General features: G+C 42.6%; 14 protein-coding genes. 3 read left to right on the top strand and 11 right to left on the bottom strand.

The annotated features are described in order from the left end of the window. Positions 1-685 precede the first annotated feature (685 nt). From VSQ61_RS12065 to VSQ61_RS12055, 3 genes are all read right to left on the bottom strand, one after another. The gene (locus tag VSQ61_RS12065) at positions 686-2,083 is read right to left on the bottom strand and encodes a sodium-dependent transporter (RefSeq protein ID WP_334344678.1); all 1,398 of its coding nucleotides are present in this window, start codon (positions 2,081-2,083) and stop codon (positions 686-688) included. Between the two features lie 80 nt (positions 2,084-2,163). Then, positions 2,164-2,328 (bottom strand): helix-turn-helix domain-containing protein, encoded by a 165-nt coding sequence (locus tag VSQ61_RS12060; RefSeq protein ID WP_334344677.1) that lies wholly within the window; start codon positions 2,326-2,328, stop codon positions 2,164-2,166. 371 nt (positions 2,329-2,699) lie between these two features. Further along, on the bottom strand, positions 2,700-3,566 hold the full coding sequence (locus tag VSQ61_RS12055; protein ID WP_334344676.1) for a helix-turn-helix domain-containing protein: 867 nt from the start codon (positions 3,564-3,566) through the stop codon (positions 2,700-2,702). Positions 3,567-3,844: 278 nt separating this feature from the next. Here VSQ61_RS12055 and VSQ61_RS12050 point away from each other — a divergent pair, with 278 nt between their 5' ends. The 3 genes from VSQ61_RS12050 to VSQ61_RS12040 all read left to right on the top strand — a co-directional run bounded on the left by VSQ61_RS12050 (position 3,845) and on the right by VSQ61_RS12040 (position 6,450). Beyond that, positions 3,845-4,543, top strand: a complete 699-nt coding sequence (locus tag VSQ61_RS12050) for a LytR/AlgR family response regulator transcription factor (protein WP_334344675.1) — start codon at positions 3,845-3,847, stop codon at positions 4,541-4,543. 121 nt (positions 4,544-4,664) lie between these two features. Then, positions 4,665-5,966, top strand: a complete 1,302-nt coding sequence (locus VSQ61_RS12045) for a sensor histidine kinase (RefSeq protein ID WP_334344674.1) — start codon at positions 4,665-4,667, stop codon at positions 5,964-5,966. Between the two features lie 106 nt (positions 5,967-6,072). Continuing rightward, a complete protein-coding gene (locus VSQ61_RS12040) occupies positions 6,073-6,450 on the top strand; it encodes a hypothetical protein (RefSeq protein ID WP_334344673.1) in 378 nt (125 codons plus the stop codon). Between the two features lie 11 nt (positions 6,451-6,461). On the opposite strand, the gene VSQ61_RS12035 is transcribed toward VSQ61_RS12040, so the two are convergent. The 8 genes from VSQ61_RS12035 to VSQ61_RS12000 all read right to left on the bottom strand — a co-directional run bounded on the left by VSQ61_RS12035 (position 6,462) and on the right by VSQ61_RS12000 (position 16,051). Further along, complete coding sequence (locus VSQ61_RS12035) at positions 6,462-8,411, bottom strand: thioredoxin domain-containing protein (RefSeq protein WP_334344672.1); 1,950 nt, start codon at positions 8,409-8,411, stop codon at positions 6,462-6,464. 92 nt (positions 8,412-8,503) lie between these two features. Then, complete coding sequence (locus tag VSQ61_RS12030) at positions 8,504-8,902, bottom strand: helix-turn-helix domain-containing protein (protein ID WP_334344671.1); 399 nt, start codon at positions 8,900-8,902, stop codon at positions 8,504-8,506. A gap of 306 nt (positions 8,903-9,208) precedes the next feature. Further along, a complete protein-coding gene (locus VSQ61_RS12025) occupies positions 9,209-9,631 on the bottom strand; it encodes a hypothetical protein (RefSeq protein WP_334344670.1) in 423 nt (140 codons plus the stop codon). 151 nt (positions 9,632-9,782) lie between these two features. Beyond that, entirely contained in the window at positions 9,783-11,882 is a 2,100-nt protein-coding gene (locus VSQ61_RS12020; RefSeq protein WP_334344669.1) for an ABC transporter permease, read from the bottom strand. Next, on the bottom strand, positions 11,879-12,553 hold the full coding sequence (locus tag VSQ61_RS12015) for an ABC transporter ATP-binding protein (protein ID WP_334344668.1): 675 nt from the start codon (positions 12,551-12,553) through the stop codon (positions 11,879-11,881). Before VSQ61_RS12015 ends, VSQ61_RS12020 begins: the two co-directional genes overlap by 4 nt. 332 nt (positions 12,554-12,885) lie before the next feature. Next, on the bottom strand, positions 12,886-14,076 hold the full coding sequence (locus VSQ61_RS12010) for a HAMP domain-containing sensor histidine kinase (protein WP_334344667.1): 1,191 nt from the start codon (positions 14,074-14,076) through the stop codon (positions 12,886-12,888). Beyond that, on the bottom strand, positions 14,064-14,732 hold the full coding sequence (locus VSQ61_RS12005) for a response regulator transcription factor (RefSeq protein ID WP_334344666.1): 669 nt from the start codon (positions 14,730-14,732) through the stop codon (positions 14,064-14,066). The genes VSQ61_RS12010 and VSQ61_RS12005 overlap by 13 nt, the downstream gene beginning before the upstream one ends. A gap of 113 nt (positions 14,733-14,845) precedes the next feature. After that, positions 14,846-16,051: a hypothetical protein gene (locus tag VSQ61_RS12000; protein ID WP_334344665.1), complete on the bottom strand. Its 1,206-nt coding sequence runs from the start codon at positions 16,049-16,051 to the stop codon at positions 14,846-14,848. Between the last annotated feature and the right edge of the window lie 236 nt (positions 16,052-16,287).

The raw sequence follows: 16,287 nt of genomic DNA, 5'->3' as shown, positions 1-16,287 counted from the left end.
AATAAAGACATCTTATATTTGAATCCTGCTCAACTACCATGATTCAAATATAGGATGCCTGTAAAATCTATTTTTATAACTATATTCTCTCAGGGGATTACCGTGAGCAATCAGCCAAGCAGATGCGTTAACATTTCTTTTTGTGAACGCTGCGAGGTTTAAATTTATAAAGTCTCTTGACTACTAATTATAAATTTTCCCGCTATGCAGCATCTAGTAGTCCGTACCGGAAATCCTTGTGCATATTTCCGATACGGACTACTAGCATGGACTTCTCACAAATCTAAAGTCCGGAAACCTGAAACACTCCCAAAGCCTTCTAGGAACATCCTCATACCATTGTTCAATATTGTAAATACCATAAAATTTTCTTCTTTTCTAAAATTTTTATAGCATGGGAATAGCAGGTTTTCTGGTATCAGTATATGTCAAATACCCCACAGCAAGCTGGCGGGGCATCAAGCTTGTAGCACAGCAGAGCTGTGGGGTATTTGACCCCTGCGGCAGTCGCCAAACGGACGTGCAAGCACGTCCGCTTGGCTCGTTGCCCACAGGAATAAAAGAATATATTAACAGAAATTTCTATTTATTCATCTTTTTATACCTTAAGGTGTGAAGCAGCACTAACCTGGTCCTGCTTGTAGAAAAGAGGCAGCAAACCAAATATTTATACTATTTAGCACCTCTACATAGAAATCCACCCCAACACATTCGCAACAGAACTAAGCAGAATCACCACAATACAGACAGGAGCCAGATACCTCATAAACAGCTTATACATCCCCTTACGCTTAAATCCTGAGGACTGCTCCACCTCTTTCGCAATTTTATCAATCCCCACCACACGGGTAACCAGAAGGCAGGTAGCCAGCGCAGCTATGGGCATCATGAGAGAATTAGTGAGAAAATCAAAAAAGTCAAGAATGGACATCCCAAGTATCGTAATAAAATCCAGTACCCCAAAACCAAGAGCCGAAGCCGAGCCAAATACAACCATAACGGCTCCCATCAAAAGCGCAGCCTTATGGCGGCTCCATCCCAACTGATCCTCAAAGGTAGAAACACCGGATTCCGCCAGAGAAATGGCACTGGTCAATGCCGCAAGAAGCACCAAAAGGAAAAACAAAATCCCAGCATCGGTCCCAAAGCCCATACTTGCAAACACCTTTGGAATCGTAATAAACATCAGGGAGGGTCCCGCCTGCAAGGTATCCGGATCCCCTCCGGAGAACGCAAATACCGCCGGAATAATCATAAGCCCAGCAAGCATGGCAATGGCCGTATCAAAAATCTCCACCTGGCTCGTGGACTTCTCAATATCAACATCCTCCTTTACATAGGAACCATAAGTATACAAAATTCCCATCGCAATAGACAGAGAATAAAACATCTGTCCCATGGCCGCCACCACTGTCATCCAGGAAAAATTCTCAAAATTGGGAACAAGAAAATACTTTACGCCCTCAAAAGCTCCCGGCCTGGTCATAGAATAACCTGCAACAAAAACAGCCAGTATAACCAGCACCGGCATCATTACCTTAGAGACACGCTCCACCCCCTGCTTAACTCCGGCAAAAAGCACCGCAATAACAGCTATGCTAAATAGCAGAAACCAAAGCTCCGCACTGACACCCTCTGCAATAAACCCGGTAAAATATCCATCCGCCGCCAAAATACCTGTATTTCCACGCAGATATTCAAAGAGATACTTTACCACCCATCCGCCGATAACACTGTAATAAGGTACGATCAGCATGGGAATCACCGCATTGATCCATCCTCCCAACCGAAAAGCAATGCCTTTTCCAAAAGTCCCAAATGCCCCCACCGGACTTTTCTTCGTCATACGTCCCAGTGCCGTCTCTGACATAATGAGCGCATAGCCAAAGGTCAGCATTAAAATCAGATACACCAGAAGAAAAATTCCTCCGCCGTATTTTGCCGCCAAATACGGAAAACGCCAGATATTTCCAAGTCCTACGGCTGACCCGGCAACCGCCAGAACATAACCCATTTTCCCGGAAAAGCTGCTTCGGGATCTACCCGCATGCAGCAACGCATTGGTACTTCCACCTTCTCTCATTACAATAATCTCCCTTATATTTTCACATTTTTATCATATTACCTCAAATCCATCCGCCTGCATGGCATTCCTGGCCCGAACTACGGAATCCTCACAATACTGGATAATGTATTTTGTATCCTGGCTTCCAGAAGATTGATCTGCTTAATCACCGCCGTCGGCGTAATATAGGCATCCTCTGCCGCCTTGTTGAAGCTTCCTGCATCTGCCATGCGCAGAAATGTGTCCAACTGAGGATTATACATAAGAATTCACCTGCCCTTTTCTTTTTGTGGTTCTTTTTGCTAATATAAAGCTCTGCATTTGTAATTTGTTGTAATATGTTCCTATTGTATATGAACCTTCAGGTTAAAGCAAGCCTTTCCTTATTAAGTTGCTGCGCAGCGGTACGAAAGGGTAAAGTCACTTCAGCACACACCTGTGAGAGAAATTTTCATTCGAAAGTGCGCTCATAAAAGTTCCTCTTGTACATAGCAAAAAACTAATTTCATGGATGCCCCATGCGACACTGCCAAATTTGATTTATGATGGTGCGGAAATGAGGCGCATGTAGATTATTTTTGCAAAATAGTAAGCCGTAAAACAAACCTCACAGGCTTATTTTACGGCTTCCTCTTCAAACTTTATATTCTTTTTTATACTCCCTGTAACAGCTTATGCCAAAACCAGCCGCTGCCAGCAAAAGCATAATCATGCATTTTAGGAAAGCAAATGATTTATCTGTGGATGCAGCTCCCAAAAATCCGGATATAATAAGATTAATTCCATATTCTTCCGCAGCCAAAATGGAGCATATCATTCCAAATGCAAAATACCTCCTGCTGTTCCACTCATGAATAATGACAATGTAAAGCCCCCACAACCCCAGAACTGCCGCAGCCCCGATGCACATCCCCATTGTACAAAGAAGCGGAACCCGCAAAAGAATACTCAGCACTGCCAAATAAGGAAATATCTCCACGCTTAATGCAAGCAGCCCTTTTCGAATCCGGTATTCTTTTGCCCTAAAAAGCGCAAACAGCAAAATCCATGCGGCAAATAAAGACACTGCCACAACCAAGGACCAGGAGAGCTTTCTCGAAATAGCATAATCACAAATCAAACACACCATGCATGCTGTCAAGAAGATACCTGACACTCCCGCAAAAAGCAGACCCTGCATCTTCCTTTGCTTAAGAAAGCTTGTCCTGTGAGAATAATTCAGAGCCTCTTCCACCATATCCTCCGTATCTTTTTCCATGTTCTCTGCGGAGTGTTCCGCTCTCTCACCGCCAAGCAGCTCCCCGGCGGATACTCCCAAAATCTTTGCCAGCGGAATCAAAAGCCCGATATCCGGACTGCTGACAGCACGCTCCCATTTTGAGACAGCCTTATCCGTAACTCCCAACTGCTCCGCCAATTCTTTCTGAGTCAGTCCCTTTTCTTTCCTCATCTCAGAAATGAACCTTCCCATTTTTTCATTCCCATTCCATTCACTTTCCATCGGCTTATCCCCCACTTTGCAAATACTGATTTCATCATTTCATCTATCATCAGTATAAAAGATTGTGTCGGTTATGACAACCGCTTTGTGGTTTAGGCGGATAATTCTACCATTGGTTTAGATGTGGTTTATGTGGTTTAGAGGGTATTACAGACCTGCCATTCACGCAGTAAAAACAACCATCTGCGAAATCAGAAATAGCCTTTCTCTCTCATCTCTGCTAGAATTAAACTAATAGCACTTTCCTTTACAAAATTAAAAGAACAGGAGCCGTTCCCATGCTTCTTATAGCAATCTGTGACGATGAAGCCTATTTTGCAGAAAAACTGAAAAAAATGACTTCCAAATATCTGAAAGAAAAAAATCTGGCAGGGCAAATCCTTCTATTTTCCACTGGGGAAGAGCTTCTATACTCCGGCCTGTCGCCGGATATTCTTCTTATGGATATCCGTCTCCCCGGAAAAAACGGTATGGAAATCACAGAACATCTGCACTCTTCCAATAGGAAAGGACAGGTCATCTTTGTTACCTCCTATGAGGACTATGCTTTAAATGCCTTTGATTTGGACGCTGTCCACTATCTTTTAAAACCAGTACGGACCAAAAAGCTGTTCATGGCTCTCGATAAGGCTGTAAAACGCACAAATTCTGTTCAGGAAAAGGCACTTCTCCTGCCTAGGGACGGAATAATCCTGCGTATTCCTATGAGCGAAATTCTCTACTGCGAGGTATTTGACCATAGAATTATTATCCATACCCTTGATGAAAGCTTCCGGCTCTTTGATACCCTGGACGCTTTGGAGCAAAGACTGGATGCCCGTTTCTTCCGCTGTCACAGAAGTTATCTTGTAAATATGGACGCTGTTATTAATAAATCAGATGGATATGCCCTGGTAACCGGCGGACATCAAGTTCTCATTGCCCGAAGAAAACAGCAGGAATTTACCAGACGCCTTTTAAATGCCTGCAGAGTATAGCACCTTTGATACCATAATTTGTTCATAAACCGTAAAACGGAAATGGACATGACAACGATTAAATTTAAAATTGTTCTTGGCCTTATATGCCCTGAGCAATGGGAAAGGAATCCATATACCTATGATAACAGAACCTTTCTTTTTCTATAGCTGGTGGCTTATCATTAATGGCTGTACCCATTACCTGGAGCTTCATTTTCTGCTTTGTATTGCCAACCGCCCCGACAGAAGCTCTATCATTCCATGGCTCATCATTACCAGCGGCCTTACTCTGTTTTCCACCAGGAACCATGTATCAGGCATGTTTTTCTTCCATATGGTACTTTTACTGCTTTTCGCCAAATACATCCTAAGGCTTTCCTGGAATACTATCTCTGCTCCTATTGCCATACTCTTTACGCTCCATACCTTTTTGGAGGGATTTTCAGCCTTAATTCTGTCTTATCTCTCTTCAAATCTTAGATTAGACGAAAAATGGACTGTGATTCAGATTTTTCTCTCCGCCCTGCCGCCGCTTCTGCTGTTTGTCCTGCTAAGCTGTATAAAAAGAAAATATTCCACAGCCCTTTGGCATCCTCTGTCCTCCTGCCTGTACATTCTTCTTCTCCCCTGTGCCTTTCTGGTCCTGTCCATTCGTTACGGATTAAGGCTGGACACCCCCGGCTTTGCGTCATATCTCTCATCCTTCGGGAAAAATGCCGCTTATACGATTCTCTTTCTCATGACAGCAGCCTTTCTGCTTTTTCTCCTAATCCTAAGCGTATTCGGTAAAATGATTGCCCTGACAGAACAAAATCAGACGATGGCATTACTTTCCAAAGAACTTGAGGGACAAAAGGCTTACATTCAGGAGGCAGAGAAGCGTCAGGAGCAATATGCCTCCTTTCGGCATGATTTGGATAATCACCTCTTAGTTCTTACGGGATTTCTACAGGAGGAAAACTACAAAGAAGCGAGGAAATACGCAAAAAAGCTGTACAAAAAGAATCACTCATTTCTTATATCGCCTGATGCCGGAAGCCCCGCTCTTAATGTTCTGCTTCGTGAAAAGTTAAGCTTTGCAAAGCAGAATGGCATTGAAGTCCAGTGTCATGTACGTGTTCCCAAAACCTTTTTTGCAGATCCCATGGATCTCTGTGTCATTTTCTCCAATCTTCTGGATAATGCCATTCATGCCTGTATGAATGAATCTTCTGAAAATCGGCATCTATCCATTTCCACCAGGACTAAGGCCCATTTTCTTGTTATTGAGGAAACAAATACTACATCCTTTTCCTCCCCCGTCACCCCCGGCATTGGTCTTCGCAATATCCAAATCCTTGCGGAAAAATATCAGGGAGCTGTGGAATTTGAAAAAGAGAACGGGCGTTTTCGGATTACCGTGCTGCTTTGTTCCCCCATAAGGCCGTCTGCGAAGCAGTAACAGCCACCCACGCAAAAAGTCTTCTTTTCCGCTCTCATCTTTGCGATATACCTATATAACACAAAACTTTCATACATTTATGAAATCCAAATGGGAGGTATACCAAATGTCTATGGAAATCAGAAAGAATTATGTCAACCCTTTAACTATGATGAACACAAACAGAAATCAGAAGCTCCGGCTGGCATCGGCAGGCACAAGGGATCAGGCAGGTAAAATAAAAGAACTGCAGAGCAAACAGCAGCAGCTTCAAAATACCCTGCTTCTCATGAAATCCACAGGCTCAGACAGCAGCAAAATGTCGCCGGAGAATCAGAAAGCTCTGGAAGAAAAGCTGGAAGAAATCTCCCGGGAACTTAAGTCCGCAAAATCAGAGCTTCCAAAGCCAGAGGAAGAGAGCACTTCTCTCTCCTCCCTCAGCCCCAGAAAAGATATTTATGAAAAGACTTCGTCCGTCAAGGTATACCCTACGGGCACACCGTAATTCATGCCCTTTCAGGGCTGGCGGACTTCGTCCGTCAAGGCATGAACAGGCGGCAGGCAGCTATGGTTGCGGCAGACATAGTAAGTGGTTTTGCCGTCTTTCAGTGGGTATTCTGCCGTAGGATGCTGTAAAAGGACAGCTACAGCATACGGGGGTATGGTAAGAGGCAGATTTTCTCTATTTTCCTGCTCATCCGGTACGATTGTCACTTTCATTGGGGGCTCCAGATACTCTAAAAACGCCGTCAAAAACATGCCATAACCGGGCGGATACCGCTCTGCGTCCGTCCCAAGGAAATTTAACTGTTCCTCTGCCGCTTTTTGATATTTTTCATCATCTGTAAGCATTGACATTCTGACAAGATTATACGCCATCAGAGAATTGCCACTTGGAATGGCACCGTCATAGGTTTCCTTGGGATGCAGGATAAGTTCCTCACTTTCCCGGCTATACAGATAAAACCCGCCGCCGCTGCCGCTAAAATCAGTCATGACCTTGCGGCACAGCCTTTCTGCCCGATTAAGATATTCCTGCTTCAGAGTTGCCCTATACAGGGCGAGCTGTGCGAAAATATATCCTGCATAATCGTCTAAGAATCCCCTGACGCCACGCTTTCCCTTGCAGAAGCTGACAAACAGGCTGTCCTTTTCCAGCAGATATTTTTGTATAAAAGCATCCGCTTCCATTGCCGCCTGAAGATACTGTTCCTTTTTACCGGCAAGGTATAGTTCACACAGTGCCCCAATCACAAGACTGTTCCAGGCCGTCAAAATCTTGTCGTCCAGATGGAGCGTATGCCGCTTTTTCCGATAGCTCTTTAATTGGGGCAGAAAAGCTTCAAGGGCTTTATCCTCCAAAGATCCCGCCAGCCTGTTGGGAATATTTTTCCCCTCAAAATTCCCTTTTTTACTTATCCCATAATGCCTGTTAAATGCCTCGCCTTTCTCTTTTCCCAGCACCTTAAGAATCTCATCCGGCGTAAACAGGTAATATTTCCCCTCTTCGCCATCGCTGTCCGCATCCTGGGCGCTGTAAAAGCCCCCTTTTGGATCTGCCATCTCTTCTATGAGATAGTTTGCTGTTTTTTCGGCTATTTCAAGATATAAACTATTTTTAGTCGCCACATATCCTTTGCAGTAGGCGAGAATCAGCAGCCCGTTGTCATACAGCATTTTTTCAAAATGGGGAACAAGAAATATCCTGTCCGTAGAATAACGGCAAAATCCAAAACCAATATGGTCAAACAGACCGCCCCGATACATCTGCAAAAGGGTATGCTCCGCCATGTTAAGGCAGGAAGCCTTTTTATAACGCTCATAATAGCCAAGCAGAAACAGCAGGTTATGGGGTGTCGGGAACTTGGGTGCCTGGCCGAAACCGCCGTATTTTGAATCATAGAGATGCTCATAATTCTCTGCGGCGGAATGGACAAGCTGCCGTGAAGCTGCACCGTCTGCCAAATCGGATTTGTTCAAATGTTCCACGATACGCTCCGACTGCTGCAAAAGGGCTTCACGGTCCTGTTGCCATTTTTCATGTATTGTTATAAGAAGCTCTCTAAATCCGATCCTGCCGCCCCGGGTGGTTCTTGGAAAATAGGTCCCCGCAAAAAAAGGCTTTTGCTCCCAAGTCATAAAGATACTGGTGGGCCAGCCTCCGCTTCCTGTAAAGGCCTGGCATACCGACATATACACGCTGTCAATGTCCGGCCGTTCCTCCTTATCCACCTTAATGGAGATAAAATATTGATTCAGCAGCCCCGCAATCTCCGTATCTTCAAAGCTTTCATGGGCAAGCACATGGCACCAATGGCATGTACTGTAACCAATGCTCAAAAAAATGGGTTTATCTTCTGATTTGGCCTTTAAAAAGGCTTCCTCACACCATGGGTACCAGTCAACCGGATTGTCCTTGTGCTGGAGAAGATAGGGACTTGTCTCATATTGTAATCGATTGCTCAAGCTTACCGCCTCTTTCATTTTTTGTTAGAATCTGCGTTTTTACGGTATCTTATACATGGAACACTTCCGAAAGTCAAACAGCCCGTGCCCTTTTAATAGGTCCTCCAAAGCCAGGTAATCTCCGGGAAAATCAGATGAATCACAAAAGCGATCACAACAAACGCAAGAAAAAACAAACCTGCGTAGCAGATGCATTTGATGCATTTTTGCAAAAGCTCTTTTCCACGCTCCGCATCAAAATACAGGGAAGCTACCCTTTCATCCGTTAAGCTTCTCTCCCTTACATCCCGCACATCAAGATCTCTTACCAGTTCATCCAGAGACATACCAAAGTAGTCGCTGAGCATCACAAGCCGCTGAAAATCCGGGTAAGACTGGCCTGCTTCCCATTTTGAGATAGTCTGACGGGATACGTTAAGCTCCAATCCCAGCTCTTCCTGGGATAAGCCCTGTTTTTTTCGCAGATCCAACAGCTTTTCATTAAATTTCATTTTCCATGCCTCCTATTCCATTTTTGCAATGGTTCATACATTGCGGATTCCAATTTTACAGCCCTCTTCCGATTAACTCTTATATAGAATAAGTTCCGGTCACAAGTACAGTGTTTGAAATAATTCCGGCTCTGTTTTGAGGTCTGCTGTTATTTGATGATGTGAGTATAGGATCTTGGAGACTGAAAAGCTACCAAGAATGGTTGGCAATTTGTCAACAGGGATGAACATGTGCCTTTCCATATCTTTTACATTATAGCTCTCTTTGTCCCTGAATGCCATGGAAATCAGCTTTATGCGTAAATTTCATTCTTGCTCAAAAAGAAATGTAATTCCCTGATACTCCTTTACCGGAATATTCCATACATTCGTTTCACCCGCTTCTTTGTTATCAATCAAAACATTCCAATGCTCCGGCTGGCCGGACAGGTAATCCCCGATTTGTACAATTTCCCCATTTTCCCCCAGTTTTATATTGATACCCTCATCACTGGAATTAACTGCCTGAATTATATCACCAACCGTAGGATTATCCGTTACTAATTTTATTTTTCCCAGGTAAAGGATATTGTCCGGTCCCTGTATCGCAAGATCGATCACCGTTTCCATAGCCCCTTTGCTTTCATAGACCAGCATTTCTTCTGACGGTTCCGGCATAAACCTGCCAATTATAAAAATGCCTGCCATGATAACGAATATGCTGCCCAGCACAATTTTGACTTTTTTCATTTTACGTCTCCTTATAAGCTCTGCCAAAATCATGAAGTTAAGCTTCGGAAAATTACTGACGCAGGGAAGAGGGCCGCCCCGCTAAGGAGTTATCCTAAAGGATAGAAGCCTTTGTAAGCTTTTAAAGCTTAGCTTCATGATATCGCAGGCTCTACTGTCTGATTTTATCTGTAATACTGATTTTATCAAGCCCATATTGAATCATCGCTGCTATAAGCCCCTGAATAACAATATATCCCATCATCAATAGAAAGCACTGCATAACCGGAGCTTTGTAAACCGCATAGGAAGCCGATTGGCGAAACAGGCAGAATCCCATATATCCCAGAGGGATTCCAATGAGACAGGCAATTGCCCCGCCGGAAAATGTAAGGGCTGCACTTTCCATTTGAAGCAGCCGGCTTTCCTGCCCTCTGGTCATCCCAATAGCCTCCAGTATGCCTAATTCTCTTTTTTGTGATAAGATATTGCTTAAACTGGTATTTATAAGGTTTACGGCTGAAATGCAAAATAAAAATATCAGTACGGAATAGCTTCCCCTCTCCAATGCCTCTTTTTGAGCCGTATATTCTTCTTTTTGTTCATCAAAGCTCTCCAATTCCATATTTTGATTATTTTCCGTCAGTTTTTCCAGATAACTTCCCACATTTTCTTTTTCGGTTTCTTTCACGGTAACAGATACCCTCTGTATCCGGCTGTCCAGATTAAATGCCTCGAATCTTTTTTGGTGAAGAATAAAATCATTTCCGGCTCCGCTGTACCCTCTGTAAGTAATATTATTTTTCAAAACGCCTGCAATTTTAAATTCGATTACATCCCCTGACGCTCCATTATCAATCTGAAAATGAATGGTATCTCCGGCATGAAATTCAGAAATTCCCTTTTGGACAAGGATGATATAATCCTGCTCCTTAATATCTTCTAATGATATTTCATTGCCTGTTAACTGAAGGCACCTTTCCATATAGGCATCATCATACCCATAAATGATGGAATCCATATCCTCATATCCGATTCCTAATTCCCGAAATTCCTCCGTAATCCTGGCATACTTTTTTGCATCTTCCTCTGTCCAGAGCAGTCTGTCATACATAATTGGATGCAATTCTTCGATTCCATCCTGTTTTTGCAGTTCCTCCAATATATGTTCATCCAAACGAATCCCTGATTTTTTATTTCTTCCGGCTTCATCCTTAAGCCCGATGCTGTAATCTCCCTGAATGGTTAATTTCAATAGATTCTCTATATTCATACTGTCAATAATGCTTGCTGTCACCAGAAACAATACCCCGGTTACTGTCAAAGATAACACAACCCAGCGGTTTCTTTTCTGATTCCGATTCAAATTTATTTTGCAAAAATCCCACAAGGTAATCCGCTTTTTACCATTGTCCTTTCTCCCTGCCCGCCAGGGATTATATGCCGGAACATATCGTATCATTTCTATTACTGATTTTTCCGCCGCTGTTTTTACAGGCTTTTGAATCCCAAGAAGCACGATCAGTACCCCTACTGCAAATGAGAGTACTGCAATCCCCGGCGTTGTCCGCACCTTAAGGCCGACGCTTATATTTTCCGCATTTCCCAGCATGGGAATCAATAGAAAGCTGACACATTCTCCTGATATGATCCCGGCCAGGCTCCCTGTTATTCCGATGATTATGCTTTCCGTTTTTAAAAATAATTTTAATTGCCTGCTGTCAAATCCTGCTGCTTTCATAGCTCCCAATATCTGAATATTTTGAATCATGTAGATATTATAGATATTGTAAACAACAATACCGGATACAAAAATTAATCCTGCTATGATACAAAAAGCCTGCAATATCTCCTCAATTCCTATGTTGATTGAATCCAGATATGGGATATTCCATTGAATTTGATTTTCCTGAATCCCATATTTATTTTCAATGTCCCTTAATGTATTTTTACAGTTTATATTTGATTTCAATATAATTTTTACATAATCTACGCCGTCTTTACTTTGTACCGGCATTACCTCCCTGATTGCTTTACAATTATTTAACCGGCTTAACTGCCAATTGCTTAGATTTCCATATTCCGCATGATAAGCCCCTGCCTCCAATGCCGCAATTTCCGCACTTCTTTGCCTGCTGCTGTACAGATACTGCCAAAATACTGTCATTAAGCATACTGCCAGTGATACCGTCAATATGAGAAATACTGTTTTCTGCCTGTTATATTTCATGCTTTTCCATGACAAGTAGGGAATGCTCATTTTTGTTTTCATGAACCGCCTCCTAAGATCTTCCCATCGGATATTCGGATAATCCGATCTGCTTCATTTGCGATTTGTTCGTTATGTGTTACCACCAGTAAGGTCTGCCCATATATTTCATGTGACTTCTTTAATAAATCCATCACATTTTTACCTGACCTGCTGTCTAAATTCCCGGTGGGTTCGTCGGCGATCAATATGGATGGCCTTGTTATGAAAGCCCTTGCAATCGCTGCCCTCTGCCGCTGTCCCCCAGACAGTTCCTCTGGCAGGCTGTTCTTTTTATCTTCAAGTCCCAATGTGTTTAAGATATGCTCTAAAAAAGGAAGCTCTGCCTCTCTGTGATCCAGACTGAGGGGTAAAATAATATTTTCCCAAACAGACAGATAGGGAAGCAGATGAAAGGTCTGAAATACAAACCCAATCTTTTTTCGCCTGAATATAGCTTTCTGTTCTTTATCCAAGGCATAAAAGGAAATGCCGTCAATGATAACTTCGCCGCTGTCAGGCTCATCCAGCCCGCCTAATAAGTGCATGAGTGTACTTTTTCCTGCTCCTGATTGTCCGCATATTGCCGCATATTCGCCTTTCTCTATCTCTAAGTTAATATTGTCAGCGGCCTTTACCGGATTTCCATGTGCCTGATATGTCTTTGTTAAATGCTTTGCCTCCACCATTGCCATACCTTTCACGCTCCTGTTCCTTTTGGTTCAGTATATCACCCGTTTATCAACACAAAATCAACGAAACACTAAAAAAGGGGCTGTCGGGAAATAAGACAGAAGACTTTTCTGATACCCAGTGTCCGGCTGTTTGTGTACAGACTGTCTGATACGTACGGATATTGCTTTTTAATGTCCGTACAGAGCAGACAGAATGTACACAAACCGTCCGAACCTTGTAATAAGGAGGGACCCACAAGGTGGGAGGATTCCTTATTGCTAAGGGTATAGAAATGGCTGATGTCTTATTTCCCGACAGCCCCCGAAGGAAAGGATTCGGCAGGGCGGCTCATTTAATCAACCTTAAATTTTGCTCTTACACCTGCTCCCCCACTCTCAGAATTATTGAGACACAGCTCTCCGCCATGCCTTTTGCAGAATACGTCGCATATATATAACCCCAGTCCAAAATGAACGCCATCTTCCCCGGTGCCGTCATGAGCAAATGCTTTTACCATTTCTTTTGCATGCTCGCCAAAGCCCTCTCCATCATCTTCCACATATATCTCCAATTCACAATCCTTGGCATTTACTTTGACTGTGATTTCTTTTCTCGCATACCTGAGGGCATTCGATAAAATGTTTTCAAACACTTCATAAATCATGTTCTGATCTGCATATATTTCCCTTTCCCCGGCGTGAAGAAACTGATACCCGATCCTCACAGGTGAGGTTAGAAAGATTACCGTATCTTCCATATGCCTGCATAAAGTGCTCAGGGAAATCTTTTCTTTTTTCACGGTTCTTTCTTCTATCCCAGATAACTGCTTCATTGTTTTTACAAACTGATCCAGCCTGTCTACCTGTTTTAAGCAGGATTCTACGATTTCCAGCATTTTTTCTTCGCTTAATTTGCCTAAGGGAATGAAAACCTTAAGGGTTTCCTGATATCCTTTTATAATTGCAAGGGGAGAGCTTATATCATGGGTGACTGCACCACGCATGGTTTTTTCATTTTCAATCATCCTCCACATCTTTTTATTGTTATGTTCCAATTCCTGTCTCATTGCTTCAAATTCCGCACACAGTCTTCCCATCTCGTCTGTTCTGTCATACCGTATTTGAAAATCCAGACATTGAGCAGATATTTTTTTAGAACCATCTTCCAAAAGCTCTAAAGGCACTTTTATTTTGTTTCCATAAAAGAGACATGTGGATATCACACAACATGCCATAGAAATAAACGCAATACACCATGTATCCACAAAATCACATATATTTGATTTAAACGCATCGGAGGATGACATGGCGTCATCGCTGATTCTTTCTACTGTTCTGGGAAAATCATAGATGATTTGTCCGGGATCATCCGTGTAAAGCTCCAGCTTGTTTTTTTCCGGGACCGTATACTTTCTCCAAATATTCTGCTGGACTTTATGAGCGGACCATATGCATAGCATTGACAGCAGAAAACTGGCAGTCACTGCTATGCCCATATAGAGAACAATGCTTTTTCTGATAGACAGATTTTTTATTTTTTCCATTTATACCCCATTCCCCATACGGTAATAATATGGTTCTCCATAGACAAATCTTTCATTTTCTTCCGTATTCTGTAAATCAATTCCGTGATCACCCTGCTGTCTCCCTCCCCGTCATATCCGCACACTTCTTCATATATTCTTTCTTTGTCAAACACCTGCTGGGGATTCATGGATAAAAATTCTATAATCTTATATTCTATTTTTGTAAAATCTGCTTCTTTTCCATTGATAAAGACAGCCTTTTTCACATAATCTATGACAATTCCCATCTCCAGCTTCTGCCGTTTTTGATGACGTTCTTCTCTTTTTAAATGAGCAATCATACGTGCTTCCAGCTCTAATATACTGAAGGGCTTGGCAATATAGTCATCTCCTCCTGACAGCAGACCGTTCACCTTATCCTGCTCTTCTGATTTTGCCGTAAGGAAAATGATGGGGCAGTCTATACTGTCTCTGATTTTTCTGCACACTTCAAGGCCGTTCATTTTAGGCATGGCAATATCCAAAAGAATCATATCATAGCCATTCCAAATCTTATCTACCGCCTCCTGGCCATTTGGGGCGGTATCCATCAGGTAGCCTTTCAATTCAAAATAGTTTTTCAGCATTTTCAGTAATTCTCTGTCATCATCAACAGCCAGTATTTTATACGCCATTCTTGTCACTCCCAAAATAGTTCTGCTGTCTAAACGAAATCCTTTTTTATTGCGGCAAATCGGGAATAGGCTGCCCTATTCCCGTACTATGAGTGCACCGTGCCTTTTTATGTTTACTTCTTTTCCCAGTAAAGCATCACTTTATCTTTCGCTTCCTTTTTGTCCAGAGAAAACACATCCTCCAGGGCGCACTCAGCATCTGCTGGTGTTTTTCCCTCGTTTTTGATTCTTTGAATCAAATTTACAATTCCCTTTTCCAATTTCTTGTCTTTGATTTGAAGCTGTCTGCTTAATTGAATCTTATCTTGCTGAAGTTGCTCTTTGTCATGCCACAATTCATTCTTTTCATTCTGCAATTCTTTCTTTTCATTCTGCAATTCTTTCTTTTCATTCTGCAATTCTTTCTTATCATCCTGCAATTCCTTTATAATTTCCCGATTCAACTTAATTGCCGGCTCCATAGCTTCAAACACCTCCCCAAGCAGCTCCGGTTCGTCTGCCAACAGATGTTCACATGCTTTATACAAAAATTCCGCTATATCATTCTGTGCATTCTCTGTCAGCACTCCGCTTTCCTTTTCATGATTCAATATCATGATACATTCTGCCAGGAATTCTGTCAAATCCTCTTTCAGTCTTTTTCTGCTCTTTCCTTTCCCTGTCCTTATACGTCTCATAAAACGGATCGGCAAAAAAGGGATCAGAATGTTCAGATGTTTTTCCGCTATCCTGTGCAGGGAATAGCTCTGCACTTTCATTACGGGCACCTGATATAAATGACTGGATCCATCTTGAAAATGAAGCGTGCATTGCTCATAATCCGGCATGTTTTTTGAGTGGCTCAGATACAGTACTACGGATTTCGGAAAGGTAAGCCGGTTCTTGCCGGCCCCATGTACAAGAGCAACGTGAGTATCATACTCTAGCATCCGCAATGCCATGGTTTTGTCCGCTTTCATCTGACATTCAAAATGGTACAGATCCATTCCAATCCGAAGCAGTAAATCCGCACGAATGGAATGCAGCAGTTTCACTCCCTTTTTGTGAATACGGCTTACGGTATATTCTGTGGAAAGTAGCTGTAGCCTTGTATTCTTTCGGTACTTTTTGTGGAAATTTTCTTCTATCAGCGGCAAGATTAGCCATGGATAGAGCTCCACCTCTCTCTTTAGTATCTCATCCCAAAGGAAATACTGTCTCCGAATGTCCGGGTTCAGTTCTCTAAGTACCTCCTCCGGAAGCTGATCCGGAAACATGCTCTCTTCCTCTAAAAGCTTCTCATCTGTCTGTTTCTCGTCCCGGGTTCTATTCTTACCCACTTACCCTCCTTTTCCGGATTCACAAATAGAAATAGCTGCAATGGAATCGCATTGTCTGCAAAGCAGATGATATTTCATATGTATGATCCTGCTATTATGATTTGAATGAAAACTATGGCGACCGGCCATAAGCGGTTGAATCAAAACGTATCTGAAGATTCAGAATAAACAGATATGTTGCGATGTCATCATAATAGCAGAATCATCACTTATTTTCAAGCATTTCCGATCTAGTT

This window comes from Candidatus Merdisoma sp. JLR.KK006 (genome assembly GCF_036941035.1).
Lineage (GTDB): Bacteria > Bacillota > Clostridia > Lachnospirales > Lachnospiraceae > Laedolimicola.
This window is presented reverse-complemented; position numbering and strand designations above follow the sequence as displayed.

Excerpts from the sequence above, each read along its gene's own strand:
- VSQ61_RS12020 (WP_334344669.1), bottom strand. The coding sequence starts at position 11,882 with ATGAAAACAAAAATGAGCATTCCCTACTTGTCATGGAAAAGCATGAAA.
- VSQ61_RS12030 (WP_334344671.1), bottom strand. The coding sequence starts at position 8,902 with ATGAAATTTAATGAAAAGCTGTTGGATCTGCGAAAAAAACAGGGCTTA.
- VSQ61_RS12010 (WP_334344667.1), bottom strand. The coding sequence starts at position 14,076 with ATGGAAAAAATAAAAAATCTGTCTATCAGAAAAAGCATTGTTCTCTAT.
- VSQ61_RS12065 (WP_334344678.1), bottom strand. The coding sequence starts at position 2,083 with ATGAGAGAAGGTGGAAGTACCAATGCGTTGCTGCATGCGGGTAGATCC.
- VSQ61_RS12015 (WP_334344668.1), bottom strand. The coding sequence starts at position 12,553 with ATGGCAATGGTGGAGGCAAAGCATTTAACAAAGACATATCAGGCACAT.
- VSQ61_RS12040 (WP_334344673.1), top strand. The coding sequence starts at position 6,073 with ATGTCTATGGAAATCAGAAAGAATTATGTCAACCCTTTAACTATGATG.
- VSQ61_RS12055 (WP_334344676.1), bottom strand. The coding sequence starts at position 3,566 with ATGGAAAGTGAATGGAATGGGAATGAAAAAATGGGAAGGTTCATTTCT.
- VSQ61_RS12025 (WP_334344670.1), bottom strand. The coding sequence starts at position 9,631 with ATGAAAAAAGTCAAAATTGTGCTGGGCAGCATATTCGTTATCATGGCA.
- VSQ61_RS12060 (WP_334344677.1), bottom strand. The coding sequence starts at position 2,328 with ATGTATAATCCTCAGTTGGACACATTTCTGCGCATGGCAGATGCAGGA.
- VSQ61_RS12005 (WP_334344666.1), bottom strand. The coding sequence starts at position 14,732 with ATGGCGTATAAAATACTGGCTGTTGATGATGACAGAGAATTACTGAAA.
- VSQ61_RS12050 (WP_334344675.1), top strand. The coding sequence starts at position 3,845 with ATGCTTCTTATAGCAATCTGTGACGATGAAGCCTATTTTGCAGAAAAA.
- VSQ61_RS12045 (WP_334344674.1), top strand. The coding sequence starts at position 4,665 with ATGATAACAGAACCTTTCTTTTTCTATAGCTGGTGGCTTATCATTAAT.